This window comes from Martelella limonii, assembly GCF_013344475.1.
GTDB classification, from domain to species: Bacteria; Pseudomonadota; Alphaproteobacteria; order Rhizobiales; family Rhizobiaceae; genus Martelella; species Martelella limonii.
The window spans coordinates 213,464-237,450 of the sequence record NZ_JABUOU010000002.1 but is presented as its reverse complement, the minus strand read 5'-3'; the positions used below and the strand labels follow the sequence as shown (position 1 = coordinate 237,450).

The 23,987-nt window shown below is 61.8% G+C and carries 19 protein-coding genes and 1 pseudogene; 12 read left to right on the top strand and 8 right to left on the bottom strand.

The window, feature by feature from the left end:
• Nucleotides 1-73 precede the first annotated feature (73 nt).
• On the top strand, nt 74-1,000 hold the full coding sequence (locus tag HPQ62_RS06280) for a LysR substrate-binding domain-containing protein (RefSeq protein WP_174801667.1): 927 nt from the start codon (nt 74-76) through the stop codon (nt 998-1,000).
• A 252-nt stretch (nt 1,001-1,252) separates the two neighbouring features.
• Here the strand turns inward: HPQ62_RS06280 and HPQ62_RS06275 are convergent, their stop codons facing one another.
• From HPQ62_RS06275 to aspS, 4 genes are all read right to left on the bottom strand, one after another.
• Nucleotides 1,253-2,032: an ATP-binding cassette domain-containing protein gene (locus tag HPQ62_RS06275; RefSeq protein ID WP_174801666.1), complete on the bottom strand. Its 780-nt coding sequence runs from the start codon at nt 2,030-2,032 to the stop codon at nt 1,253-1,255.
• A 1-nt stretch (nt 2,033) separates the two neighbouring features.
• Complete coding sequence (locus HPQ62_RS06270) at nt 2,034-3,134, bottom strand: ABC transporter permease (RefSeq protein WP_425312609.1); 1,101 nt, start codon at nt 3,132-3,134, stop codon at nt 2,034-2,036.
• A 154-nt stretch (nt 3,135-3,288) separates the two neighbouring features.
• Nucleotides 3,289-4,236, bottom strand: a complete 948-nt coding sequence (locus tag HPQ62_RS06265) for a sugar ABC transporter substrate-binding protein (protein ID WP_174801664.1) — start codon at nt 4,234-4,236, stop codon at nt 3,289-3,291.
• Nucleotides 4,237-5,105: 869 nt separating this feature from the next.
• The gene (aspS, locus tag HPQ62_RS06260; protein WP_174801663.1) at nt 5,106-6,893 is read right to left on the bottom strand and encodes an aspartate--tRNA ligase; all 1,788 of its coding nucleotides are present in this window, start codon (nt 6,891-6,893) and stop codon (nt 5,106-5,108) included.
• 506 nt (nt 6,894-7,399) lie between these two features.
• Between aspS and rnd the strand changes: the two genes are divergently transcribed.
• Together rnd and HPQ62_RS06250 are read left to right on the top strand one after the other, a co-directional pair.
• Nucleotides 7,400-8,545: a ribonuclease D gene (gene rnd, locus HPQ62_RS06255; RefSeq protein WP_174801944.1), complete on the top strand. Its 1,146-nt coding sequence runs from the start codon at nt 7,400-7,402 to the stop codon at nt 8,543-8,545.
• Nucleotides 8,546-8,628: 83 nt separating this feature from the next.
• Nucleotides 8,629-9,969 (top strand): esterase-like activity of phytase family protein, encoded by a 1,341-nt coding sequence (locus tag HPQ62_RS06250; RefSeq protein WP_174801662.1) that lies wholly within the window; start codon nt 8,629-8,631, stop codon nt 9,967-9,969.
• A gap of 37 nt (nt 9,970-10,006) precedes the next feature.
• On the opposite strand, the gene HPQ62_RS06245 is transcribed toward HPQ62_RS06250, so the two are convergent.
• Nucleotides 10,007-10,414 (bottom strand): DUF2000 family protein, encoded by a 408-nt coding sequence (locus HPQ62_RS06245; RefSeq protein WP_174801661.1) that lies wholly within the window; start codon nt 10,412-10,414, stop codon nt 10,007-10,009.
• Here HPQ62_RS06245 and HPQ62_RS06240 point away from each other — a divergent pair.
• The 3 genes and pseudogenes from HPQ62_RS06240 to ppx all read left to right on the top strand — a co-directional run bounded on the left by HPQ62_RS06240 (nt 10,413) and on the right by ppx (nt 15,150).
• A complete protein-coding gene (locus HPQ62_RS06240; RefSeq protein ID WP_174801660.1) occupies nt 10,413-11,327 on the top strand; it encodes an AraC family transcriptional regulator in 915 nt (304 codons plus the stop codon). The genes HPQ62_RS06245 and HPQ62_RS06240 overlap by 2 nt on opposite strands.
• 170 nt (nt 11,328-11,497) lie before the next feature.
• A pseudogene (locus tag HPQ62_RS06235) lies at nt 11,498-13,618 on the top strand (RNA degradosome polyphosphate kinase); the annotation flags it as partial.
• Nucleotides 13,619-13,629: 11 nt separating this feature from the next.
• Nucleotides 13,630-15,150: an exopolyphosphatase gene (ppx, locus tag HPQ62_RS06230; RefSeq protein WP_174801658.1), complete on the top strand. Its 1,521-nt coding sequence runs from the start codon at nt 13,630-13,632 to the stop codon at nt 15,148-15,150.
• A gap of 268 nt (nt 15,151-15,418) precedes the next feature.
• Here the strand turns inward: ppx and HPQ62_RS06225 are convergent, their stop codons facing one another.
• Nucleotides 15,419-16,219 (bottom strand): ion transporter, encoded by an 801-nt coding sequence (locus HPQ62_RS06225; RefSeq protein WP_174801657.1) that lies wholly within the window; start codon nt 16,217-16,219, stop codon nt 15,419-15,421.
• Nucleotides 16,220-16,502: 283 nt separating this feature from the next.
• Between HPQ62_RS06225 and HPQ62_RS06220 the strand changes: the two genes are divergently transcribed.
• Both HPQ62_RS06220 and HPQ62_RS06215 read left to right on the top strand, forming a co-directional pair.
• Nucleotides 16,503-17,318 carry an MBL fold metallo-hydrolase gene (locus tag HPQ62_RS06220; protein WP_174801656.1) on the top strand — a complete coding sequence of 272 codons (816 nt, stop codon included), beginning with the start codon at nt 16,503-16,505 and terminating at the stop codon, nt 17,316-17,318.
• 88 nt (nt 17,319-17,406) lie between these two features.
• Nucleotides 17,407-18,153, top strand: a complete 747-nt coding sequence (locus HPQ62_RS06215; protein ID WP_174801655.1) for a YebC/PmpR family DNA-binding transcriptional regulator — start codon at nt 17,407-17,409, stop codon at nt 18,151-18,153.
• 369 nt (nt 18,154-18,522) lie between these two features.
• Here HPQ62_RS06215 and HPQ62_RS06210 read toward each other — a convergent pair whose 3' ends face one another.
• Both HPQ62_RS06210 and HPQ62_RS06205 read right to left on the bottom strand, forming a co-directional pair.
• Nucleotides 18,523-19,527, bottom strand: coding sequence for an LLM class flavin-dependent oxidoreductase (locus tag HPQ62_RS06210; protein ID WP_174801654.1), 1,005 nt, complete (start codon nt 19,525-19,527; stop codon nt 18,523-18,525).
• A gap of 59 nt (nt 19,528-19,586) precedes the next feature.
• On the bottom strand, nt 19,587-20,540 hold the full coding sequence (locus HPQ62_RS06205; protein ID WP_174801653.1) for a LysR family transcriptional regulator: 954 nt from the start codon (nt 20,538-20,540) through the stop codon (nt 19,587-19,589).
• Nucleotides 20,541-20,631: 91 nt separating this feature from the next.
• Between HPQ62_RS06205 and HPQ62_RS06200 the strand changes: the two genes are divergently transcribed.
• From HPQ62_RS06200 to ruvB, 4 genes are all read left to right on the top strand, one after another.
• Nucleotides 20,632-21,516 (top strand): oxidoreductase, encoded by an 885-nt coding sequence (locus HPQ62_RS06200; protein WP_174801652.1) that lies wholly within the window; start codon nt 20,632-20,634, stop codon nt 21,514-21,516.
• A 108-nt stretch (nt 21,517-21,624) separates the two neighbouring features.
• Entirely contained in the window at nt 21,625-22,140 is a 516-nt protein-coding gene (gene ruvC, locus HPQ62_RS06195) for a crossover junction endodeoxyribonuclease RuvC (RefSeq protein ID WP_174801651.1), read from the top strand.
• Between the two features lie 75 nt (nt 22,141-22,215).
• A complete protein-coding gene (ruvA, locus tag HPQ62_RS06190; protein ID WP_174801650.1) occupies nt 22,216-22,836 on the top strand; it encodes a Holliday junction branch migration protein RuvA in 621 nt (206 codons plus the stop codon).
• A gap of 54 nt (nt 22,837-22,890) precedes the next feature.
• The gene (gene ruvB, locus HPQ62_RS06185; RefSeq protein ID WP_174801649.1) at nt 22,891-23,934 is read left to right on the top strand and encodes a Holliday junction branch migration DNA helicase RuvB; all 1,044 of its coding nucleotides are present in this window, start codon (nt 22,891-22,893) and stop codon (nt 23,932-23,934) included.
• The last annotated feature ends 53 nt before the right edge of the window (nt 23,935-23,987 follow it).

Below are 23,987 nucleotides of genomic sequence, written 5' to 3'. Positions count from 1 at the left end.
CTTGAATTTGCCATAGCTGAAACCCGAAAAAAATTATAAAGATCGCAATCAACCATAACTCCTAGGTTATATCATGCTGCATCCTCGCCTTCGTTTGCGACATCTCGACTGCTTTCTGGAGACAGCGCGTCTCGGCAGTCTGTCGGCAGCGGCGGACGCGCTGAAGATCAGTCAGCCGGCTGCCTCGAAAACCATTCACGAGCTGGAGGATATTCTGGGCACGCCCCTGTTCGACAGGTCCGGCCGCCGCCTGGTGGTATCGCCCGCCGGCCGGCTCTTCCAGCAATCGGCCGGTGCAGCGCTTGGCGAATTGATGCGGGCGCAGACCCTTCTGCAAGGCGGGGCCGCCGACAACCGGAAGATTGCCGCGGGCGTGCTGCCGACGGCGGCAACGGAGCTGTTTCCGGATGCCGCCGAAGCCTTCCGCAAGCGCCATCCGGCCTGCACGCTGCGGGTTACCACCGGACCGAACTGGCTGCTGCTGTCGCAGCTTCGCGAAGGCGCCCTTGATATCGTGGTCGGCCGCATGCCGCCATCAGGCGCCGGCGAAGGTCTGAGTTTCCGCCAGCTATACTGGGAACGCGTGGTACCGGTCATCCGCCCCGGCCACCCCTTGCGCGCGCGCGCCTGGGAGCCCGACGATTTCTTGCGCTTTCCGCTGATGCTGCCGCCCTCCGGCGCAGTGATCCACGCATCGGTGCGGGCCTTCCTGCAATCGCTCGGTCTCGGCATGCCAGTGCCGGCCTATGAGAACGTGTCCCATGCCTTCGGCCGCCGCGTGGTCGAGACATCGGACACGATCTGGTTCATCTCGGGAGGCGTCGTTGCCAGAGAGCTTGCCGCAGGCACGCTCACCGTGCTGCCGGTGCGCAACGAGTTGCTGGGTGGACCGGTGGGGATCTCGCTGAAGGAAAATGCGACGCGCGCGCCGGAACTCGACACGCTGATCGACGCTCTGGCAAGCGTCGCGACCCGCGATCCCTTGCGCGGGCCGTCGTGATGCGACGGGCAAGATCATGGGGAAGGCACACCCGGCTTCCGCCTCGATGATGATCCGGAGGGGACGCCGGAACGAAAGCGGAAAGCAAAACGCGGGAAGTGTTTCGACTGCCCGCGTCCATTGTCTGCATGAGCCGATGATCAGAACCGGATCTTGAGCGTTCCCTTGAAGGAGTTGTCGCTGGCACCATCGCCGAACGTCGCGGGGTCTCCAGCACCGGTTAATGCTCCCCTGCGTCCGCAGAGCGAAGCCTCAGACCGTGCCGCCCAGCGAGGATTCCAGCTCGACCATTTCGCGTCCCCCGGCCATCATGTCCTGAAGCTCCTCAGCACCAATCTCGCCGCGCCTTGCGGTACCGAGCGTCTTGCCGTGATTGATCACGGTAAACCGGTCGCCGACAGCGAGCGCATGGCGGACATTGTGGGTGATGAAGATGACGCCGACGCCGGCCTTGCGCACGCGGTCGATGGTGGAGAGCACATTGGCCGTCTGGCGCACGCCGAGCGCCGAGGTCGGCTCATCGAGGATCAGAACCCGCGCACCGAAATAGACCGCGCGGGCAATGGCCACCGTCTGCCGTTCGCCGCCCGAAAGCGTGCCCACGGCCTGATCGGCAGAGCGCAGGTGAATGCCCATCTTCGCCATCTCGCCGACCGTGATCGCGCCCGCCTTCTTGTGGTCGAATACCTTGATCGGGCCGAAGCGCTTTTCCGGCTCGCGACCCATCCAGAAATTGCGGGTCACCGACATCAGCGGGATCATGGCGAGATCCTGATAGACGGTGGCAATGCCTGCCGCCATCGCGTCGCGCGGATCGGAGAACACCTTCTCCTTGCCATCGACGAGGATGCGGCCGGAACTCGGCTTGTGAACACCCGACATCGTCTTGATGAAGGTCGACTTGCCGGCGCCGTTATCGCCGAGGAGGCAATGGCATTCTCCGGCGTTGACCGACAGCGAAACGCCCGCAAGCGCGATGACGGGGCCGAAATGCTTCTCGATATCGACGAGTTCGATCAGGGGCGTGCTCATCTTAACGTTCTCCCGTGATGCGGCGGCGGATATAGGTGTTGAGAATGACGGCGAGCAGCAGGATGACACCGAGGAAGACGCGGAACAGCGAACTTTCGACGCCTGCGAAGAACAGCCCCTGCTGGACCACACCGAAGATCAGCGCGCCAAGCGCTGCGCCGATCACGGAACCATAGCCGCCGGTCAGAAGCGCGCCGCCGATGACCACCGAAATGATCGCCTCGAACTCTTTCAGAAGACCGCGGTCTGCCGCAGCCGAGCCGAATTCCATGACCTGGCAGGTGGCGAACACGGTGGCGCAGAAGGCCGTCAGCATGAACATCAGGATCTTGACCCGGTTGACCGGGACGCCGACATAGCGCGCGGCCTGCGCATCGCCGCCGGCGGCAAAGATCCAGTTGCCGAATTTGGTGCGCACCAGGATGAAATGTCCGATGACGATCAGCACAAGCGCCCAGACCATCAGCATCGGAATGCCGTCCACCACGGGCTGGCCGGCCCGGGGACCGGCGACGAACTTGGAGATCATGCCCTGATCGGCAAGCCAGGTGAAAAGCCCCGTCAGCACCTTGCCGCCGAAGAGAGCGGCCAGCCAGTCGCCCTCGGCTGCCTCGCGCACACCGCCGATGATGGTCTTCGAGGTGGCGGAGATCGCGATATAGATCGTAAGGCCCCTCAGGATAAACAGGAAGGCAAGCGTGACGATGAACGAGGGAAGCCCCGTGCGGATGACCAGATAGCCGTTGAGTGCGCCGATCGCGAGCGCAAGCGCAAACGCGACCAGGATCGCGACCCAGGCAGGCAGTCCCACCTGCACCGTCAGGAGCGCGATGATGATGCCTGAAAAGCCGATCATCGAGCCGATCGAAAGGTCGAACTCTCCTGCAATCATCAACAGGCAGGCGCCGACGGCGATGATGGCGAACTGCGCGGAAACGGTGCCCCAGTTGATGAAGCCTTCAGCGGAGAACATGCCGCTGTCGCCGGCAATGAACATGAAGAATACGAATACCAGGATTGTGCCGCAGATACTGCCGAGTTCCGGCCGCACAAGCGCCTTGCGCCAGCGTGGCACAGGCCGCATGCGCTCTTCGGCCACCATCTCGTCTATCGGTTTGCGGGTCGGTGCTTCCGACATGGCTTTCACCCGTTTCTGAGGGCAATGAGATGCCGCTGCGCGGCCGGCTGGCGCGCGGGTCATCTCGGTTTGCGGGTTTTCAGGAAAACGCCGCGCCCGAGGGCGCGGCGATCACGATCTAGCGGTACTGACCGGCGTATTTCTCGACCAGCTCGATATTGTCCTTGGTCGTGAAACCGGGACCGGAATTGATCGAGTTGGAGGGCATCACGCCGTAGCGGGCGTAATTGGTCAGGATCACGACCGGAAGGTAGCCCTGCAGATAGGGCTGCTGGTCGATCGCGAAGTTGATCGTTCCGGCCTTGATGGCATCGGCAATGGCAGTCGACAGGTCGAAGGTGCCGAAGTAGATCTCGCCGGACTTTCCGGTTTCCTCAAGGGCCGCAAGCGTCGGTTCGGCGGAGTTGGGGCCGAGCGTCAGGATCGCGCCGGTATCGGGATGGGCGCTGAGATAGGCCGAGACCTTCGACTTGACCTCCGACGGGTCCATGCCGCTGTCGATCATCTGGTCGCCGAGTTCGACGCCGAGACCATCAGCAAAGCCCTGGCAACGCTCGACCGAAGCCGGATTGGTGATGTAGTGGTTGACGCAGAGGAAGCTTGAGGCACCCGATTCCTTCTTGGCGCGCTCGCCCGCAAGCTTGCCGGCGGTATATTCCGGCTGGCCGACATGCATCATTGCGCCGAGCTGCTTCGACTGTTCCTCGGTGCCCGAATTGATGGTGATGACCGGAATGCCCTTGGCAACCGCATCGGCGACAGGGCCGGAAAGAACATCATAATCCGCGATGGTGACAATGATGCCATCCGGGTTCGACGCGGACGCCTGCTGGACAATGCGCGCCATGTCGGCAAGGTCGCCCGTCGGCGGATTGCGGTACTCGACCTCGACATCCATCTGATCGCCCGCAACATTGATCGCGTTCTTGATGGTGTTCCACCAGCTGTCGCTATCCGGCGCATGCGAAATCAGAACGAAACGCTCGCCCTCGGCATGCGCTGCGGCAGGCAGCATGGCGCCAAGCGCCAAAGCGGTCGCGGCGAATGCAAGTAATTGCTTTTTCATGATTTCCTCCCAATCGAAACCGGCCCCATCTCCTCACGGCTGCCAGTTTCCTCCAAGCGCGGTCCGCTCCCCGTTCCGCGTAAAAAAGAATTTATATTCCATTCTTCTCCACTTCAATATTTATTTGCCATTTTCTTCTTTGCACGGGTGAGCATTAGCCGAAAGTATAATAAGGTCACAGTTTCAGAGCCATTCACGCGCGCCGACCTCACTCACACCTGTCCTCGTCGGACTTGATCCGAGCATCAAGGCGACTCAAGCGGTTGATTTCCTGCGCCTTGTTGCGAACACTGACCGTGTTGCCTGGATCCTCGTGTCAAGCACGAGGATGACCCCGAGTTTGAGGACAGGTTTTTCAGCAAACGAAAACCCCAACGATCGCTCGCCGTGTTCAGACTGCTGACAAGACCACTGCTTGTGAGAAATTCACTCACTCCAACATCCCCCACAGAGTCATGCTCGGACTTGATCCGAGCATCCAGGCAGGTCAAACGGTTGATTTTACTGCGCCTTATTGCCGACGCTAACCGTGTTGCCTGGATCCTCGTGTCAAGCGCGAGGATGACCCCGGGGGAGGTTTGTCAAAAAACGAAAACCCTGGCGGTCGTTCGCGGTGGTCAGACTGCGGACAAGACCAAAGCTTGGGAGATTTTCACTAACTCAAACCGCACCCACAGAGTCATGCTCGGACTTGATCCGAGCATCCAGGCGGGTCAAACGGTTGATTTTCCTGCGCCTTATTGCCGACGCTGACCGTGTTGCCTGGATCCTCGTGTCAAGCACGAGGATGACCCCGGGGGAGATTTGTCAACAAACGAAAACCCCGGCGATCGCTCGCCGGGGTCTTTCAAATGCAAAGACTGAAAGTGTCAGTCGGCTTTCTTCGGCATCAGCCTCAGGCCAAGTTCGCGCAGCTGCGCGGGTTCGGCTTCGGACGGGCCGCCCATCAGCAGGTCCTGGGCCTGCTGGTTCATCGGGAACAGGGCCACTTCGCGCACGGTCTTGGCGCCGGCGAGCAGCATCACGATGCGGTCGATGCCGAAGGCGCAGCCGCCATGCGGGGGCGCGCCGTACTGGAAGGCGCGGTAGAGGCCGCCGAACTGCTCTTCCACGTCGGCAGCGCTCTTGCCCGTGATCTCGAACGCCTTGACCATGACTTCCGGCAGCTGGTTACGGATCGAGCCGGAGGCAATCTCGTAGCCGTTGCAGACGGCGTCATACTGGTAGGCCTTGATCGTCAGCGGGTCTTCGTTTTCAAGCGCCGCGAGGCCGCCCTGCGGCATCGAGAACGGGTTGTGCGAGAAATCGACCTTCTTCTCGTCTTCCAGCCATTCATAGAACGGGAAGTCGACGATCCAGCAAAACTCGTAGCGGTCCTTGTCGGTGAGGCCCAGCTCGTCGCCGACGCGGGTGCGGGCTTCGCCTGCAAACTTGTAGAACTTGGACGGTTCGCCAGCGACGAAGAAGCAGGCATCGCCCTCATCGAGGCCGAGCTGCGCGCGGATCGCCTCGGTGCGCTCCGGGCCGATGTTTTTGGCAAGCGGGCCGGCGCCGTCGAGGCTCTCGCCCTCCTTGCGCCAGAAGATGTAGCCGAGGCCGGGCTGGCCCTGGCCCTGCGCCCAGGAGTTCATCCGGTCGCAGAACGCGCGCGAACCGCCGGTCTTAGCCGGAATTGCCCAGACTTCGACCTTCGGGTTCTTCTCGATCATGCCGGCAAACACCTTGAAGCCGGAGCCGGCGAAATGTTCGGTGACGGCTTCCATCACGATCGGGTTGCGGAGGTCCGGCTTGTCGGAACCATATTTGCGGATCGCCTCGTCATAGGGAATGCGCGGCCACTTCTTGGTGACCGGCTTGCCCTCGGCGAACTTTTCGAAGATGCCGGTCATCACCGGCTCCATCGTTTCCCAGACGTCTTCCTGGGTGACGAAGCTCATCTCGACGTCGAGCTGGTAGAACTCGCCCGGCAGGCGGTCGGCGCGCGGGTCTTCGTCGCGGAAGCACGGCGCGATCTGGAAATACCGGTCGAAACCGGCGACCATCAGCAGCTGCTTGTACTGCTGCGGGGCCTGCGGCAGCGCGTAGAACTTGCCCTGATGGATACGGCTCGGCACCAGGAAGTCGCGCGCGCCTTCCGGCGACGAGGCCGTCAGGATCGGCGTCGAATATTCGCCGAAGCCGTTGTCGGCCATGGCGGCGCGCATCGCGGCGACGATCTTGGTGCGCTTGACGATGTTGGCATGCAGCGTTTCGCGGCGCAGATCGAGGAAGCGGTACTTGAGACGGACATCTTCCGGATATTCGGGCTCGCCGAACACCGGAACCGGCAGTTCCTTGGCAGCCGACAGAACCTCGATTTCCTCGGCATAGAGCTCGATCTCGCCGGTCGCCATGTTCTTGTTGACCGTATCTTCGGTACGGGCACGCACCTTGCCGTCAATGCGAATCACCCATTCGCCGCGCACCTTCTCGGCAGTGGCGAAGGCAGGCGAATCCGGATCGGCAACCACCTGGGTCATGCCGTAATGGTCACGCAGGTCGATGAAGAGCACGCCGCCATGGTCGCGCACGCGGTGCACCCAGCCGGAAAGGCGGGCGGTCTGGCCAACGTCGGACTTGTTGAGAGCGGCACAGGTATGGCTGCGATAGGGGTGCATAATCGTATCCGTAAAGGGTTTTCGGGCGCGCGGCGCGGCCCCTTGTCATGAATTCGCGCGGAAAAACGCACGGCGGGGGCGTTTTGTCAAGGAAAAGGCCTGTTGAGGGGCGGAAATCGGGTTGTCTCGAGTCAAAGAGAATAAGTCAAATTCCCGCATGAACGTCGGTGGCACACTGACCTTTCCCCGTCTCTGCGTCATCCTCGGCCTTGTGCCGAGGATCCAAGCACGTCACCCCACGACAGGCGTGTCGGCCGCTCTCCTTAAACCTCGACACAACGCCAACTCCGCTCGCGACGAAACGGGGTTAGATCCTCGGCACAAGGCCGAGGATGACGGGAGTGCGTGAGGCCAACGCCTCATGACATCGTTGAACCGGCACCGAGAATCCAATCCCTCAACCGCGTATTCGGGCCGCGTTTTGCATACGCCCCCACCCCTTCCCTTGACATCGCCGCCGCAAAGGCCAAGGAAAGATGGCGTAACAGGAAGATACGTTGTTTGAGATGATTGAAACCACCGCCGCCCTTGCCGAGGCCTGCGAGACGCTCGCCAAATCCGACTTCGTCACGATCGATACCGAATTCATCCGCGAAACCACGTTCTGGCCGCAGCTCTGCCTGATCCAGATGGCAAGTCCTGACCTGGAAGTGCTGGTCGATCCTTTGGCCAAGGGGCTCGATCTTGCGCCGTTCTTCAAACTGATGGCCGACACCTCCGTGGTGAAGGTGTTCCACGCGGCGCGCCAGGATCTCGAGATCGTCTACCATCTCGGCAACATGCTGCCGGCGCCGCTGTTCGACACCCAGGTTGCAGCCATGGTCTGCGGCTTCGGCGACAGCATCTCCTATGACCAGTTGGTCGCACGGCTGACCGGCGCGCATATCGACAAGTCCTCGCGCTTTACCGATTGGCGCGCGCGACCGCTGAACGAGAAGCAGCTTTCCTATGCGCTCGCCGATGTCACCCATCTGCGCGACGTCTACCTGAAGCTCAAGGAAGAGCTGGAGCGCGAGGGTCGCACCGATTGGGTGGAAGAGGAAATGGCGATCCTCGAAAATCCCGAAACCTACGACCTGCCGCCGGAACAGGCCTGGACGCGGCTCAAGCTCCGGATCAAGAAGCCGCTCGATTTTGCCGTGATGCAGAAGGTTGCCGAGTGGCGCGAGAACGAGGCGCGCGCGCGCGATGTGCCGCGCCGCCGCGTGCTGAAGGACGACTCGATCTACGAAATCGCCCAGCAGCACCCGACCGAGCCGGACGCGCTTGCCAAGCTGCGCATGATCCCGAAGGGCTGGGAACGCTCGCAGCCCGCCGCCGGTCTGATGGAAGCGGTCAAGAGCGCGCTTGCCATTCCGAAGGCGGAGCTTCCGCGCCTGCCCCGCCAGCCGCAGCTTCCTGAAGGCGCTGCCGCAGCGGCGGAACTGCTGAAGGTGCTGCTGAAGATCGTTGCCGAGCAGAACCAGGTCGCCGCCCGCGTGATCGCATCCTCCGACGATCTCGACAGGATCGCCTCGGAAGGCGAAAATGCCGACGTCGAAGCCATGAAGGGCTGGCGCCGAAAGCTTTACGGCGACCCGGCGCTCAGGCTTCTCGCCGGCGATGTCGCTCTGCGTTTCGTCGACAGGAAAGTCGAGATGATCGACGTTTGACACGAAAGCTTCATCGCTTCGTGAAATCTCCGACATAAGCAACCGCTAACGCTCCCCGTGTTTTCAACACACGGGGATATTTCATGAAGACCCTCTTTCTGGCGGCTGCCGCCACGCTTCTGGCTGGCACCGCCCTTGCCGACGACACCCAATTCTCGGCAACGCTGACCAGCCACGCCATTCTTCCGGCAAACACCATCATCGCCGCGCCGCAGGATGCGCCGGCCTATATCCAGACCTCGGCTAAGTTCCTGAAGCCGGGCCAGCCGCGCGTCACCGAGATCGGCAGCGTGCCCGGCATGTCCGCCAAGCGCGAAACCGGCCTTGGCACCCCGTTCGACGGCCAACCGGTGCAGGGCTTTTCCGGCATCAAGGCCATGGGCGACGGCACGTTCTGGTCGCTCTCAGACAACGGTTTCGGCTCCAAGGCAAACTCCTCCGACGCCGCCCTGATGATTCATCATCTCGGCTTCGACTGGGATGCGGGCACCGTTGACCGCAAGGAAACCATCTTCCTCTCGGACCCCAACATGGTCGTCCCCTTCCCGATCGTGCTCGAAGGCTCCGACAGCCGCTATCTGACCGGCGCGGACTTCGACATCGAATCCATCCAGCCGGTCGAAGACGGCTTCTGGATCGGCGACGAGCTCGGCCCCTACCTCCTGAAGTTCAACAAGGCGGGCGAGTTGCAGGCCGTTTACGAAACGCTTGCCGATGGCCAGCCGGTGCTTTCGCCCGACAACGTTTCGCTGTCGATGCCGAACCCGGGCGGCGAAATGCCCGCCTACAACCTGCCGCGCTCCGGCGGCTTTGAAGGCATGGCGATCTCGCCGGATGGCGCCCACCTCTACGCGCTGCTCGAAAAGCCGATCGTCACCGACGGCAAGCCGGAAATGGCAGACGGCAAGCCGGCGCTGCGCGTCCTGGAATTCGATACCGCCGCCAAGGAATGGACCGGCCGCTACTGGCTCTATCCGTTCGCCGATGGCGGCACCAATATCGGTGATTTCAACATGATCGACGCCACCACCGGTCTCGTCATCGAGCGCGATGGCGGCGAAGGCGACCCGTCGATGGCCTGCGCCTCCGATACGGCCACCGGCTGCTTCGAAAAGCCCGCCATGCTGAAGCGCATCTACAAGATCGAGATGAATGACGACAACGTCAACGGCGCTGCCCGCAAGGTCGGCTACATCGACCTGATGGCGATCGCCGATCCGAACGGCGTTGCCCGCCAGGGCGGCAAGGACGGCGTCTACACCATGCCGTTCGTCACGATCGAGGATGTTGACGTCATCGACGCCGACCACATCATCGTCGGCAACGACAACAACCTGCCGTTCTCGGCCGGCCGCAGCCTCAACGCCGCCGACGACAACGAATTCGTGATCCTCGAAGTCTCCGACTTCCTGAACGCGAAGTAAGCTCTCGCGCCCGGCCGGTCAAACGGCCGGGCGTCCCTCATGGATGCATTCGTGCACCCTTGGTGATCTTGTCGGCAATCTTCCGGTCGGCGATGAAGGCTATGCCCACGACCTTGGCATCGTCCGGCGCAAATTCCGCAAACACCGCCCGGTTGGCGGCGTCGTGTCCGGTCGCAAACATCTCCTCCACATAGAGCGAGGCCGTCACCCCGCGTTCGAGCGCACGGGCCTGGGCCTTGGAAAGTACGGCCTGATCGCCCGCGAGCACGATGATCGGCTGGCCAGATATCGGATGATAGACATTGCCGGTGCGGTCCCTGTATTCTTGGCCGATGATATCGGGATTGGCGCTGGCAACACCGGTCGCGAGGAAGGCCGTGACATTCAGCTTCTGCCAGTTGGCCAGATCCTCGCGCACGATGATGACGAATTTGGTGTCGAACATGGGTGAAAACTCCGGGAAGGGATTTGAAAGATCGGGGGCTCCGGCGAAGCTAGCAGCGCCGGCCGGCGGCGATCTTGAACGTTCGTGCACAAGCTCGGCCGATATCATCCTGTCGGCGCCCGACAGGGACGGGATCGAGCGGATCGAGGCGCGGTTTCACGGAAACGGCTTTTCGCCGCACCGACATGACACCTATGCGCTTGGCGTCACGGTCTCCGGCGTCCAGACCTTCAGCTATCGGGGCGCATCACGCTTCTCGAAACCGGGACGGCTGATCATCCTCCATCCCGACGAACTGCATGACGGCGGCGCCGGCACCGAGGCAGGATTGGTCTACCGGATGATCTACATCGCCCCCGAGCTCATCAGCGCGGCGCTGGAAGGCCGCGCCGCATGCCTTCCTTTCGTCACTGCGCCCGTCTTGAGCGACGCGACACTCCGGACGAGCCTTGTCGAAGCCCTATTTGACCTCGATACAGCGCTCGCCGGGCTGGAGCGCGACGCTTTGCTGGGAGAGATCGCGCAAAGCCTGTTGCGCCTCTCCGATACACGGCTTCATAAAAAGACGGAAAAGCTCGATCGACGGTCACTGGCCGAATGCCGCGCGTATCTCGCCGCATATGCGGACGAAAACGTCCTGTCGATCGATCTGGAAAAAATCACAGGCCTCGACCGGTTCACGCTGGCGCGGCAGTTTCGCTCGCTTTACGGGACCAGTCCGCACCGCTACCTCCTTCAGCGCCGCCTTTCGAACACCAGAAGCCTGATCGCCGCAGGAGAAACGCTGGCCGCTGCGGCAGCGAGTGCCGGCTTCGCCGATCAGAGCCACATGACGCGGCATTTCTCAAAGACCTACGGCATGACGCCCGGGCGGTTCCAGAGACTTGTTAACGGCTTTCACAGCGCCGATTGAGATTGCAGCAGTCGCGCGCGCCTTTCCTTTGTCATAGTATCGTTGCCAAACTCCGCTATCCGGCAATAATGACTGACTGCACGCCGGCCTCGGCCGAGAAGAGGAACACCATGAACGACCTGTCTTCGAGCATTTCCGAAATCGTCAGCAGTGCAGAGGATATCACACAGAGCCCGACGCGATTCATCAATCGGGAATTCTCCTGGCTGCAGTTCAACCGAAGGGTTCTCGAAGAAACGCTCAATCCGGCCCATCCGCTTCTGGAGCGCGTGCGGTTTCTTTCGATTTCGGCAGCCAATCTCGACGAGTTCTTCATGGTGCGCGTCGCAGGCCTCGAAGGTCAGGTGCGCCAGGGCGTGACGATGCTTTCCGCCGACGGCAAGACGCCGGCCGAGCAGCTTGCCGAAATCCTGCGCGAGATCGACAACCTGCAGATGGAGCAGCAGGCAGCCCTTGCCGTGCTTCAGCAGTATATGGCCAATGAAGGCGTGATGATCGTGCGTCCCTCGGTGATCTCCGACGAGGACAGGATCTGGCTCACCAACGAGTTCGAACGCGGCATCTTCCCGGTGCTGACACCGCTCTCGATCGACCCGGCCCACCCCTTCCCGTTCATTCCCAATCTCGGCTTTTCCATGGGACTGCAGCTCGTCTCGCGCCATGGCCGCGAGCCGATGAATGCCCTTCTGCGCCTGCCGCCCTCGATGGACCGTTTCGTGCGTCTTCCCGATCTCGACGGCGCGATCCGCTACATCACCATGGAAGACCTGATTGGCCTGTTCATCCACCGGCTCTATCCGGGTTACGAGGTTCAGGGATACGGCACGTTCCGCGTCATCCGTGACAGCGATATCGAGCTTGAGGAAGAGGCGGAAGATCTGGTGCGCTACTTCGAGAGCGCGCTGAAGCGCCGCCGCCGCGGCTCCGTGATCCGGATCGAGACCGACAGCGAGATGCCGGCATCGCTGCGCCATTTCGTGATCCACGAGCTCGGCGTTCCCGAAGACCGCGTTGCCGTGCTGCCGGGGCTTCTGGCGCTCAATACGCTCTCCGAAATCACCAAGACCCCGCGCCCGGACCTTTTGTTCAAGCCCTTCAACCCGCGTTTTCCCGAACGCGTGCGCGAACATATCGGCGACAGCTTCGCCGCGATCCGCGAGAAGGATTTCGTGGTCCACCACCCTTACGAATCCTTCGATGTCGTCGTCCAGTTCCTGATCCAGGCGGCGCGCGACCCGAACGTTCTCGCGATCAAGCAGACGCTTTACCGCACCTCCAATGACAGCCCGATCGTGCGTGCGCTGGTGGACGCCGCCGAGGCCGGCAAGTCGGTGACGGCGCTGGTGGAGCTCAAGGCCCGCTTCGACGAGGAAGCCAATATCCGCTGGGCGCGCGACCTGGAACGCGCGGGCGTGCAGGTCGTCTTCGGCTTCATCGAGCTGAAGACCCACGCCAAGCTTTCCATGGTGGTGCGCCGCGAAGACCGCAATCTGCGCACCTATTGCCATATCGGCACCGGCAACTACCACCCGATCACGGCGAAGATCTATACCGACCTGTCCTACTTCACCTGCAATCCGGAGATTGCCAACGACGTTGCCGAGATCTTCAACTTCATCACCGGCTACGGTGAACTTGAAGAAAACATGCAGCTCGCCGTATCGCCGAAAACCATGCGGCCGCGCATCCTCCAGCATATCGAGGAAGAGATCGAGCATGTGAAGAGCGGGCTTCCGGGCGCGATCTGGATGAAGATGAACTCGCTGGTCGACCCCAAGATCATCGATGCGCTTTACCGCGCAAGCAGCGAGGGCGTGCAGATCGATCTCGTGGTGCGCGGCATCTGCTGCCTGCGCCCGCAGGTGCCGGGTCTCTCGGAGAATATCCGGGTCAAGTCGATCGTCGGCCGCTTCCTGGAGCATTCCCGGATCTACTGCTTCGGCAACGGCCACGGCCTGCCTTCGGAGAATGCGCATGTCTATCTCGGTTCGGCCGATCTGATGCCGCGCAATCTCGACCGGCGGGTGGAAACCATCGTTCCCGTGATCAATCCGACTGTGCATGAACAGGTCCTGTCCCAGATCATGCTGGGCAATATCATTGACAACCAGCAGAGCTACGAGATACTGCCCGACGGAACCTCGCGACGGGTGGAGCCGCGCGAGGGTGAGGAACCGTTCAACGCGCAGGAGTATTTCATGACCAATCCGAGCCTTTCCGGCCGCGGAGAAGCATTGAAATCGAGTGCGCCGAAGCTCATCGCGGGCCTGCTTTCAGGCCGCAACAAATAAGCCGGGAATACATGGTCGAATCAGAAGCGCAGGGGCGCCTTCGCGGAATTTCCCCTGTCTCCGTGGTCGATATCGGGTCGAACTCGGTTCGCATCGTCATCTATGAAGGCCTGTCGCGTGCGCCGACAGTGCTTTTCAACGAAAAGGTCCTTTGCGGACTTGGCCGCGGCATCGCGGCCAGCGGCAAGATGAACGAGGAAGGCGTCGACCGGGCGTTGAGGGCGCTGAAGCGGTTCCGCGCGCTTGCAAGCCAGGCGCGCTCCGGCACGATGCATGTGCTGGCGACCGCCGCCGCGCGCGAAGCCTCCAATGGCCCCGCCTTCATCGAAGCGGCCCAGAACATTCTCGGCGTCGAGATCCGCGTTCTGACAGGACGCGAGGAAGCGCTTTATTCTGCCTACGGCATCATCAGCGGCTTCCACGAGCCGGACGGCATTGCCGGCGACCTTGGCGGCGGCTCTCTCGAACTCATCGACATCAAGAACAAGACCTATGGCGACGGCATCACGCTGCCGCTCGGCGGCATCCGGCTGTCGGAGCTTTCGGAAGGCTCGCTCTCCAAGGCCCGCAACTTCGCCAAGAAACAGGTGAAGAAGGTGCCCTTTCTCGAGACGGGACGTGGCCGCACCTTCTACGCCGTCGGCGGCACGTGGCGAAACATCGCTCGCCTCCATATGGAGGTCAACAATTACCCGCTGACGATGATGCAGGGCTACGAGATCGGCTTCGACGAGATGATGGCCTTCCTCGACCGGATCGGCGCCGATGAGGAGCAGAAGGAGCCTGCATGGCAGGCGATCTCCAAGAACCGGCGCATGCTTCTGCCCTTCGGCGCGATCGCCATGCGCGAGGTGCTGACGATCATGCAGCCGAAATCGATCAGCTTCTCAGCGCAAGGCGTGCGCGAGGGCCTGCTCTATTCGCTGCTGAATGCGGAAGAGCAGGATCAGGACCCGCTGCTCGTCGCCGCACGCCAGCTTGCGCTTTTGCGCGCCCGCTCGCCCAAACATGCCGCTGAAATCGCCGCATGGACCGGTCTGATGCTCCGCCGCTTCGGCGTGGAGGAAACCCCGGAGGAAGCGCGCTACCGCCAGGCCGCCTGCCTGCTCGCCGATATCAGCTGGCGCGCCCATCCCGATTTCCGCGGCCGCCAGTCGCTGAACGTCATTGCCCACTCCGCGCTCACCGGCATCACCCATCCCGGCCGCGCCTTCATCGCGCTCACCAATTACTACCGCTATGAGGGCCTGCGCGACGACGACCACACCGACGGTCTCGGCACGATCGCAACGCCGGAACTTCTCGAACGCGCCAAGCTGCTGGGTGGCCTGCTGCGCGTCGCCTACCTGTTCTCCGCCTCCATGCCCGGCATCGTCGGCACACTCGATTTCCTGCCGTCCCGGAATCCGGATTTCGACCTGGAACTGGTGGTGCCGGAGCAGCACGCCGACTTCATCGGCGAACGCGTGGAAGGAAGACTGGATCAGCTTGCCAAGCTGACGGGCAAGAAGCTGGTGGTGGCGACGGTTTGAAACGTTTCTGACGTTCGAAATAGCCCGCCCCACGGTTCAAACTCAGAGTTCAGACAAACCTGTCCCCATACTCCGCGTCATCCTCGGGCTTGACCCGAGGATCTAACCAACGCTCCGCACGAGCTGCATTGGCGGTTATTCACGAACCGTAATCAATGATTTTTACCCGAAACGCTTTTCGTGTCGACACGTGATTAGATGCTCGGGACAAGCCCGAGCATGACGGAGGAAAGCGGGGCGAGCATCGTCTTCGCTCCCGCCTCCCCGTTTACGTCACGGGCCGTTCCGCCCTCATCGCCGCAACCTCCTGTCTCAGCGCCTTGAGCTCCGAGATGATCAGTTGCATGTCCGGCTCCCGCGCCTGCCGGTTTTCCTCCAGCAGTTCCTGTTCGTGTTCCTTCTGCATCGCCGAGACGATGATACCGATGAACAGGTTGAGCACGGTGAAGGCCGTCGACAGGATGAAGGGCACGAAGAACAGCCAGGCATTGGGGTAGACGTCCATCACCGGACGGACGATGCCCATCGACCAGCTTTCGAGCGTCATGATCTGGAACAGCGAATAGATCGAAGCGCCGAGCGTTCCGAACCATTCGGGGAAGGCCTCGCCGTAGAGTTTGGTGGCGATGACCGAGAAGATGTAGAATACCAGCGCCATCAGCACGATGATCGACCCCATGCCGGGAAGGGCTGCCACCAGCCCGCCGATCACGCGCCTGAGCGACGGGATCATCGACAACAGACGCAGCACCCGAAGAATGCGCAGCGCCCGCAGCACCTGAAGCGGTCCCGTTGCAGGCAGAAGGCTGATCGCAACGATCGTGAAGTCGAACAGGCTCCACGGATCACGGAAGAAGCGGAGCCGGTGCGCATAGAGACGAAGCCCGATTTCGACGACGAAGATCGCCAGCACGACCCGGTCGAAAAGGCGCAGGATTGGTCCCGCGGCGCTCTGCATGACGATCTCGGACGTCTCGAAACCGAGCGTGATGGCATTGATGATGATGACCGTCAGAATAAAGGCTTCCCACCTCTTCGACATTGTCAGAGCGAGCACCTTTTCACGCATGCCGTCATGATCTCCCTGAAGAATTAGCCCATCCGGCGCGCCCGGAACTGCCCGTGAAAAATCGGCTGGAGCGCGTTCGCCTTTCCATCAGGCAGGGCTCCAAGCGTTCTTTACCGCGCAGGAAATGGGCAAATCGGGCAGCGAAAACAAGGTCCGCAAGATCCAATTTTTCAGAGCATCCACGCGGCTGACTTCACGAAGGTGTGATCTCCGGAAAACCGCGCCTCCATGGACCTTTTCGGCCTTCTGCCGCACACTCGCAAAATCCTGACCTTCCGGGAGAATGGCCATGTTTCGAGAATGCGCCATCCTTGTCCTAGCCGTGTCGGCGTCTGCTGCAACGGTCGCCGCCCAAGAGCCGCGCCCGCCCGTCAGCCAGTGCCAGGCAATCGCCGAACGACTGCCCGATGTGACATTCGCAAGCTTCGCACCGGTTGCCTACGAGGCGCCGGAGGTCACCATCACCTTCGTCGGGCATTCTACCTTCCTGATCGAAAGCCCTGGCGGCATCCGGATCGCGACCGACTATTCCGGATTTCTGCTGCCCGGCGGCCCGCCGGATGTCGCCACCATGAACAAGGCGCATGAAAGCCATTTCACGATGACGCCCGATCCCGGCATCGGGATGGTGCTGCATGGCTGGGGCGACACGCCCGGCGAGCCGGCCAATCACGATATGGTCGTCGGAGACGTCCATATCCGCAACGTCTCCACCGATATCCGCGCCTTCGGCACGTTCGAGGAGGATGGCAATTCGATCTTCATCTTCGAGCTCGCCGATCTCTGCATCGGCCATCTTGGCCATCTTCATCATGAACTCGCTGACAGCGACATCGCCGAAATCGGCAGGCTCGACGTCGTCATGGTGCCGGTCGACGGCGGATTGACGCTTGGGGCTGAGAGCATGCGGAACGTCATCGAGAGGCTCCATTCCTCCGTGGTTCTGCCGATGCACCGCACCGGCCCGCGCGTGCGCGACTTCGCGGCAATGTTTGCCGGCGACTACGAGATCCTCTACTCGGATGCGCGCAGTATCCGCCTGTCCCTTGCCTCCCTTCCCCGCGCGCCGCAGTTCGTTCTGCTGAATGGCGTGTGGTAACGACAGCGCCATCGGGCTTGAATGCGCGGCTTCTGCCCCTTATAAGGGCGCCAAATCCGGGATTTCATAACAAAGACAGGGCGGAGCCATGGCTGGCCATTCACAGTTCAAAAACATCATGCACCGCAAGGGCAAGCAGGACTCGGTGCGGTCGAAAATGTTCTCCAAGCTTGCGCGCGAGATCACCGTCGCCGCCAAGATGGGCACGCCCGACCCGGACATGAACCCGCGCCTGCGCCTGGCGATCCAGAATGCCAAGGCCCAGTCGATGCCCAAGGACAACATCGAACGCGCCGTCAAGAAGGCCTCGGGCGGAGATGCCGAGAACTATGACGAAGTGCGCTACGAAGGCTACGGCCCGGGCGGCGTCGCGGTGATCGTCGAAGCGCTCTCCGACAACCGCAACCGCACGGCTTCAAATGTCCGCTCGATCTTCGCCAAGGCCGGCGGCGCGCTGGGTGAAACCGGTTCGGTCTCCTTCTCCTTCGACCATGTCGGTGAGATCGTCTACAAGGCTGAAGCGGGCGACGCCGATACGATCATGGAAGCAGCGATCGAGGCAGGTGCCGAGGATGTCGTTTCCGACGAGGACGGCCACACCATCTATTGCGCGTTCGAGGACATGAACGAAGTCTCGACCGCGCTTGAAAGCGCGCTCGGCGAAGCCGAAAGCGTCAAGGCGATCTGGAAACCCCAGAACACCATCCCCGTCGACGAAGAGCGCGCCACCTCGCTGATGCGCCTGATCGAGAACCTCGAAGACGATGACGACGTTCAGAACGTCTATTCCAACTTCGAGGTCGATGACGAGGTGATGGCCAAGCTTTCGGCCTGATACCGCAGCAAGCTCAGCGCCCGTCTCAAGGGCGAGCAAAATTCCGATCTTCCCGTACCGGGAAGATCTCAGACTGCCGACAAAGCCTGAGGTTCAGCTCCTCTCGCGCACGCGAACCTCACCCACAGGTGTCATGCTCGACTTGATCCGAGCATCTAGCGTTCAAGCAATTGAATTTTCACGTTATTTTTAGCCTGCGCAAAACTGCCTCGATCCTCGGGCCAAGCCCGAGGATGTCGCCCATGAGGGTGGCCGCTTTTTCGCAGCCTGGCTGATGTTTGCCGACGGCGCGGCCATGGCGGAGGTTCGTTCCCTGGCCTGCGCGCCGTCGTCAGCTTTTTGTTCACGTAAATAGCGGCAAGCGCGCCGCTAGCCGGCGTGCTGCAGAAGATCCCGCCTCAGCGCCCCGAACATGCCGACGGCTTTCAGCCGGGCTTCGAGGGAGTGAATCGGCAGCGAGATGATCACCTCATCGGCGCGGGTGTCTGCCAGGAACCGGCTCATCTTTGCCTGCGCCGTCTTCGGCCCGCCGACAACTGCAAACTGGAACGTATGCTCGATCGACATGCGTTCCATGTCGGTCCACAGACCGTCCATGCTTTCGACCGGCCTCGGCGTCTTGCCGCGGGCATTGCGGCGGAGCGCCACGAAGCTCTGCTGGGCGGAGGTGAACAGATAGTCGGCTTCTTCGTCGCTATCGGCCATGGCCCCCATCACGCCCACGATCACATAGGGCTTGTCGAGCTGGGCGGACGGCTTGAAATTGCTGCGATAGATGTGCAGCGCCTCGAACAGCATGTCCGGGGCGAAGTGGGATGCGAAGGCGTAAGGAAGGCCGAGCATGGCCGCAAGATGCGCGCTGTAGGTGGAAGACCCGAGAATATAGACCGGCACCTTTGCGCCCGCCCCCGGATTGGCGAGAAGCCGCTGCCCCTCCGCAGGATCGTCCATCAACTGCTGCAATTCGACAATGTCGTTCGGGAAGGTCTGGGCGCCGGCATCGAGATTGCGCCGCAAAGCGCGCGCGGTGTTCATGTCTGTTCCCGGCGCACGGCCAAGGCCGAGATCGATGCGTCCGGGATAAAGCGCTTCCAGCGTGCCGAACTGTTCTGCAATCACCAGCGGCGAATGGTTCGGCAGCATGATGCCGCCGGAACCGACCCTGATCGTGGTTGTGGCGCGCGCGGCCTCCGAAATCACCAGCGAGGTTGCGGCACTGGCAATGCCCGTCATGCCGTGATGCTCGGCCAGCCAGAAACGGGTGTAGCCCGCTTCCTCTGCCGTCTTCGCCATCTGTCGCGTGGCATCAAAAGCTTCCGAAAGCGTGCCGCCTTCGACCACCGGACAGAGGTCGAGAATGGAAAATGCTGTCATGAGGTGTCCTGTCCCGGAATGTGTGTCTTTGACACATAATTAGGAATGCAAGATGGGAATTACAAAGGCGGGACTGCGATTTTGCCAGCCGCCTCCCCTTCGCTGCGGCGATATTTGCCCACATAATCGATGAAGGCGCTGAGCGGACGCGGGGTCAGCCGGCTGGAATAATAGAGAAACGGGCCCTCGAACGGCGGAAACCAATCCTCAAGCAGCGGCACCAGTTCGCCCGTTGCGAAATGCGGTTCCAGCCAGTTTCGAAAGGTGCAGAACAAGCCGTGCCCCTCGATCGCAAGCTTGACGGCTGCCTGCCATCCATTGGTCGCGATGATGATCTTTGCCGGCGGATCGAGCGTGATGACTTCGCCCGCCTTTTCGAATTCCCATCCGGTAAGCGCGCCCGAGGCAAACCGCATCAGGATGCAATCATGGGCCAGCACGTCGCGCGGGTGGCCGGGCCTTCCCCTGCGCGCGAGATAATCCGGCGAGGCGGCAAGCGCGCCGCGCTGCTGGCGCGGTCCGATCGGCACCGCAATCATGTCCTGTGCAAGGTGTTCGCCATAGCGGATGCCGGCATCGCAGCCGCTTGCAATCATGTCGGTGAAGCGATCGTCGACCAGTATTTCAAGCCGGACCTCGGGATGGGCCTTTGCGAAACCGTCGATGATCGGCGGAAGGATGTCGTGCATCACGGCACCCGGGACCTGGATTTTCAGACGGCCGCGAACCACGCCCTCGCTGCTTGTGGCATCGGCAATCGCAGACCGCGCTTCCGCAATCACCGGTTCCAGACGATCAGCGAGCGCCCGGCCTGCCTCGGTCAGATGGACGCTGCGGGTGGTGCGGATGAGAAGCGGAACGCCAAGTTCTGCTTCAAGCCGCGTCATGGTTTCGCTGACGGTGGAGGGCGAAACGCCTAGCCTTCTGGCAGCGGCGCGAAAGCCGCCCGTTCTCGTAATCACGAGGAAGGTCAGCAGATCATCGAAAGAAGGCAGGATGGAATTGTTCGGCATGCCGATCACGGTATTCGAAATTGTCCGGATTATCAATCAGGTGCGCGTTCGCTATATCTTAGAAATCGATGCATAGAAAAGGATCAATCGCATGAACAACGTTCCAGGCCCCGCTGCCGCCGCCGGCCGCTTCACCTTTCCCGGAACCGATATCTCCGTGAACCGCATGGGCTACGGCGCGATGCAGCTTGCAGGGCCTCATGTCTTCGGCGAGCCGGAAGACCCGGAGGAATGCCGCGCGGTGCTGAAGGAAGCGATGGCGCTCGGCATCGACCATATCGATACCAGCGATTTCTACGGACCCTACGTGACCAACAGGCTGATCGCAGAGACGCTTGCCCCATACCCGGAAAATCTCACCCTCGTCACCAAGATTGGCGGCTGGCGCGATGAAAAGGGCGGGTGGAACATGAACCACAGCCCGGATTTCCTGCGCAAGTCGGTCGAGGACAATCTGGAGCGGCTGAAGCTCGACCGCATCCCGATCGTCAATCTCAGGATGGGCAGCGTTGATGGCTTCAGCCCGGACGAAGAGATCGAGGCGCCGATGGAGGCGATGCGCAAGATGCAGGAAGAAGGGCTGATTGCCCATATCGGCATCTCGACCGTCACCTCGGACCAGGTAAAGATTGCGCAGGGCATCGCCGCGATCGTTTGCGTCCAGAACCATTACAATCTGATCCACCGCACCGACGATGCGCTGATCGAAGACCTCGCCGGACAGGGCATTGCCTATGTGCCCTATTTCCCGCTCGGCGGCTTCCTGCCCTATCAGGCCGATATTCTGGATCAGGTCGCGCACGAACTCGACACCTCGATCCAGCAGGTTTCGCTTGCCTGGCTGCTGCAGCGCAGCCCCAACATTCTGGTGATCCCCGGCACCTCCTCGCGTGCCCATCTGCGCCAAAACATCGCGGCCGCAGACCTGAAGCTCGGAGAGGACCACCTCAAGCGTCTCGACGCGATCGCGGGCTGAACGCCAAAGACGTAAAATGCCATGCGGAGGGTCTGGCGGCCCTCCGCATGTTTTTGTTTTGTTCACTTTTTTCTGGAAGCTATTGCGGAGGAAAGATAGGGTGAACGCATGGAAAAGACGATTCGCATCATCGGCATCGATCCGGGGCTCAGGCGCACGGGCTGGGGCGTCATCGAGACGCTCGGCAATTCCCTGAAGTTCGTCGATTCCGGCACGGTGACGAGCGATGGCGACCTGGACCTCGCCTCGCGTCTGCGCCAGCTCCATGATGGGCTTTCGGAAGTGGTGCACGGCTTCCGCCCCGACGAGGCGGCCGTCGAGCAGACATTCGTCAACAAGGATGCCGTCGCGACGCTGAAGCTCGGCCAGGCGCGCGGCATTGCGCTTCTGGTGCCCTCGCTTGCGGGCCTGCAGGTGGCCGAATATGCGCCGAACGCAGTGAAAAAGGCCGTCATCGGCGTCGGGCATGGCGACAAGGAGCAGATCCACATGATGCTCAAGGTGCTGATGCCGCGGGTGAAGTTCAAGGGCAGCGATGCCGCGGACGCGCTCGCCATCGCCATCTGCCACGCCCATAATCGCGGTGGAAACCGAATGCTGAAGGCGGCGATGGCGGCAGGGTGAGAGAAGGTGCTGCAGCGATAACGCTGCCGCGCGGGGCTAACAGGTGAATGGATCACGGTTGAAGGAAATGGCGGCATGATCGGCAAGCTCAAGGGCGTGATCGATGAGATCGGCGACGACCATGTGGTGGTCGATGTCCACGGCGTGTGTTACGTCGCATTCTGTTCGGCGCGCACATTGTCGCGCATCGGTTCCGTGGGCGAAGCGGTGGTGCTCTACATCGAAACCTTCGTGCGCGAAGATCAGCTGAAGCTTTACGGCTTCATGAGCGCGGAAGAACGCGGCTGGTTCAACCTTCTGCAGAGCGTGCAGGGCGTCGGCGCAAGGGTGGCGCTTGCCATCCTCTCCACGCTTGCCACCGGCGAGATTGCCAATGCCATTGCGCTTGGCGACAAGACCGCGGTTTCGCGCGCGCCGGGCGTCGGCCCCAAGGTCGCCACACGCATCGTCACGGAACTCAAGAACAAGGTGCCTTCCGGGCTTTCCATGGGTGACAGCGAGGCGATCTCGTTCCGCCGGGAGGTTGGTGAAGGCGCCGCCCCGGCTGCGGTCTCCGACGCGATATCGGCGCTTACCAATCTCGGCTACTCGCGCGACCAGGCCGCAGGCGCCGTTGCCGCCGCGCTGAAAAAGGCCGGCGAAGACGCGCAGAGCCCGATGCTGATCCGTCTGGGATTGAAGGAATTGTCGCAGTAGATTTGCGTCGTTATGCTGTGCCGCCCGCATGGAATCTGGAAAAGACTATAGCCGATGGACAATGAAGCCGACCGCCTGATATCGCCGGACAAGCGCGGGGAAGACCTTGACGCCGCGCTCCGGCCGCAGACGCTGGATGACTTTACCGGCCAGGCGGAGGCGCGCGCCAACCTGAAGATTTTCATCGAGGCGGCCAAGCGGCGCGGCGAGGCGCTGGACCACGTTCTGTTCGTCGGTCCGCCCGGCCTTGGCAAGACCACGCTTGCACAGATCATGGCCAAGGAACTTGGCGTCAATTTCCGCTCCACCTCCGGCCCGGTGATCGCCAAGGCGGGTGATCTTGCGGCCCTTCTGACCAATCTCGAAGAGCGCGATGTGCTGTTCATCGACGAGATCCACCGGCTCAGCCCGGCGGTCGAGGAAATCCTCTATCCGGCGATGGAGGATTTCCAGCTCGACCTGATCATCGGCGAAGGTCCGGCCGCGCGTTCGGTGAAGATCGACCTTTCCAAATTCACGCTGGTTGCCGCAACCACCCGGCTTGGCCTGTTGACGACGCCGCTACGCGACCGTTTCGGCATTCCGGTGCGGCTGAATTTCTACACCGCCGAGGAGCTGGAGCTGATCATTCGCCGCGGCGCGCGGCTGATGGGCCTCGGCATGAGCGATGATGGCGCGCGCGAGATCGCACGGCGCGCGCGCGGCACGCCGCGCATCGCCGGCAGGCTGCTGCGCCGGGTCCGCGATTTTGCCGAAGTCGCCGACGCGCCGGGCGTGAGCCGCGCGATTGCCGACGAGGCGCTGACGCGCCTTGAGGTCGACCATATGGGTCTCGACCAGCTCGACCGCCGCTATCTCAACCTGATCTGCCAGCATTTCGGCGGCGGCCCGGTGGGGATCGAGACGATCGCGGCCGGCCTTTCCGAGCCGCGCGATGCCATTGAGGACATCATCGAGCCCTACATGATCCAGCAGGGCTTCATCCAGCGCACGCCGCGCGGGCGGGTGATGACGGCAACGGCCTGGAAACATCTCGGCCTGACGCCGCCGAAGGATGCCGAGCTGACGCAGTTCCGGCTGTTCGAAGAGGGCGAATAGGGCGGAATCCGAAGCGGCCATCAAAGCGCTCGAGGCCATGGAGGCGACCGGCC

Excerpts from the sequence above, each read along its gene's own strand:
- HPQ62_RS06275 (WP_174801666.1), bottom strand. The coding sequence starts at position 2,032 with ATGAGCACGCCCCTGATCGAACTCGTCGATATCGAGAAGCATTTCGGC.
- ruvA (WP_174801650.1), top strand. The coding sequence starts at position 22,216 with ATGATCGGCAAGCTCAAGGGCGTGATCGATGAGATCGGCGACGACCAT.
- HPQ62_RS06250 (WP_174801662.1), top strand. The coding sequence starts at position 8,629 with ATGAAGACCCTCTTTCTGGCGGCTGCCGCCACGCTTCTGGCTGGCACC.
- ruvB (WP_174801649.1), top strand. The coding sequence starts at position 22,891 with ATGGACAATGAAGCCGACCGCCTGATATCGCCGGACAAGCGCGGGGAA.
- HPQ62_RS06210 (WP_174801654.1), bottom strand. The coding sequence starts at position 19,527 with ATGACAGCATTTTCCATTCTCGACCTCTGTCCGGTGGTCGAAGGCGGC.
- HPQ62_RS06205 (WP_174801653.1), bottom strand. The coding sequence starts at position 20,540 with ATGCCGAACAATTCCATCCTGCCTTCTTTCGATGATCTGCTGACCTTC.
- HPQ62_RS06200 (WP_174801652.1), top strand. The coding sequence starts at position 20,632 with ATGAACAACGTTCCAGGCCCCGCTGCCGCCGCCGGCCGCTTCACCTTT.
- HPQ62_RS06280 (WP_174801667.1), top strand. The coding sequence starts at position 74 with ATGCTGCATCCTCGCCTTCGTTTGCGACATCTCGACTGCTTTCTGGAG.
- HPQ62_RS06220 (WP_174801656.1), top strand. The coding sequence starts at position 16,503 with ATGGCCATGTTTCGAGAATGCGCCATCCTTGTCCTAGCCGTGTCGGCG.
- aspS (WP_174801663.1), bottom strand. The coding sequence starts at position 6,893 with ATGCACCCCTATCGCAGCCATACCTGTGCCGCTCTCAACAAGTCCGAC.
- ruvC (WP_174801651.1), top strand. The coding sequence starts at position 21,625 with ATGGAAAAGACGATTCGCATCATCGGCATCGATCCGGGGCTCAGGCGC.
- HPQ62_RS06240 (WP_174801660.1), top strand. The coding sequence starts at position 10,413 with ATGGGTGAAAACTCCGGGAAGGGATTTGAAAGATCGGGGGCTCCGGCG.
- ppx (WP_174801658.1), top strand. The coding sequence starts at position 13,630 with ATGGTCGAATCAGAAGCGCAGGGGCGCCTTCGCGGAATTTCCCCTGTC.
- HPQ62_RS06215 (WP_174801655.1), top strand. The coding sequence starts at position 17,407 with ATGGCTGGCCATTCACAGTTCAAAAACATCATGCACCGCAAGGGCAAG.
- HPQ62_RS06270 (WP_425312609.1), bottom strand. The coding sequence starts at position 3,134 with ATGGTGGCCGAAGAGCGCATGCGGCCTGTGCCACGCTGGCGCAAGGCG.
- HPQ62_RS06225 (WP_174801657.1), bottom strand. The coding sequence starts at position 16,219 with ATGCGTGAAAAGGTGCTCGCTCTGACAATGTCGAAGAGGTGGGAAGCC.
- HPQ62_RS06265 (WP_174801664.1), bottom strand. The coding sequence starts at position 4,236 with ATGAAAAAGCAATTACTTGCATTCGCCGCGACCGCTTTGGCGCTTGGC.
- rnd (WP_174801944.1), top strand. The coding sequence starts at position 7,400 with ATGATTGAAACCACCGCCGCCCTTGCCGAGGCCTGCGAGACGCTCGCC.
- HPQ62_RS06245 (WP_174801661.1), bottom strand. The coding sequence starts at position 10,414 with ATGTTCGACACCAAATTCGTCATCATCGTGCGCGAGGATCTGGCCAAC.